The sequence below is a fragment of the Legionella septentrionalis genome (genome assembly GCF_003989745.1).
GTDB classification, from domain to species: domain Bacteria; phylum Pseudomonadota; class Gammaproteobacteria; order Legionellales; family Legionellaceae; genus Legionella_A; species Legionella_A septentrionalis.
The window spans coordinates 1-1193 of the sequence record NZ_RZGS01000082.1; the positions used below are offsets into that span (position 1 = coordinate 1).

The window sequence follows — 1193 nt, forward strand, 5'->3', positions numbered from 1 at the left end:
CATCCCATTTTTAGTGGCAGCCTAAATTAGAGTCTTTCGCCTGTTTTTTAGCCAAATATTCCCATGGCGTTAAATCACCCAGTGAATCGTGTGGTCTTTCTTCATTGTATTCCCTCATCCATTTTTCTGTCAGTTCTCTGACTTCGTGTAAATTTTTAAATACATACATGTCCAATATTTCTGTACGATAGGTCCTGTTGAATCGCTCAACAAATGAATTCTGTGTGGGTTTGCCGGGCTTAATAAACTCCAACTGAATCTGATGTTGTTCTGCCCAATCGGCCAAGGCGCTTGAGATAAATTCAGGACCATTATCCATGCGTAATTTGGCAGGCAATCCCCGCCAAGCAACCACTCGTTCCAATACTCGAATTACTCGCTGTGCTGGCAAGCTGAGATCGATTTCAATCGCAAGTACCTCGCGGTTAAAATCATCTACCACATTAAATGTCCTGAAGCGTCTCCCGCACATCAATGCATCACACATGAAATCCATAGACCAGCACTGATTCATGGCCATTGGCACACACAACGGGTCGGGAGAACGGTTCGGAAGCCGCTTTTTTCCTTTCCGCCGTATATTCAGTTTCAGTTCACAATACACGCGATGAACACGTTTATGGTTCCAGCTATGGCCCTGGCGACGTAACACTTTAAGCAATTTGCTAAAGCCATATGCCGGATAGCGTTCAGATGTTACTTGCAGAGCCAAAATCACATTGTCATCACGCTGCTTATCAGGTTTATATCGATAAACCGAGTCACTGATACCCACAACCCGACAAGCACGGCGTAAACTTACTGCATGGGTATTTACTGCATAATCGGCCAACTCTCGCCGCACAGCTGGCTTTACAGCTTTTTTTCGACAATATCCTTCAGGATTTTGTGGTCAAGGCTCAGTTCAGCATACATCTGTTTCAGACGACGGTTCTCTTCTTCAAGCTCTTTTAGACGTTTTACATCGGATACTTGCAGGCCACCATATTTTGCTTTCCAGTTGTAGTAGGTCGCATCAGAAATGCCGTATTCACGACAAACTTCCTTCATCAGTCGTCCTGCTTCAACTTCTTTCAGTATTTTAACAATCTGTGTTTCTGTAAAACGCGATTTCTTCATCGATGTTCTCCTCATACATAGTTTACGACGGAGAACTCTAATCAGGAATACACCTATTTTACGGGATGGTTACA

The 1193-nt window shown here is 43.7% G+C and carries 1 protein-coding gene; it reads right to left on the reverse strand.

All coding sequences use genetic code 11. From position 1 onward, the window contains the following. Positions 1-10: 10 nt before the first annotated feature. Positions 11-1119, reverse strand: a protein-coding gene (locus ELY11_RS12290; protein ID WP_233579874.1) for an IS3 family transposase whose coding sequence is annotated in 2 segments (ribosomal slippage) — positions 11-867 and positions 867-1119 — 1110 coding nt in all. Because the reading frame shifts where the segments join, the coding sequence is not laid out codon by codon here. Positions 1120-1193 lie beyond the last annotated feature (74 nt).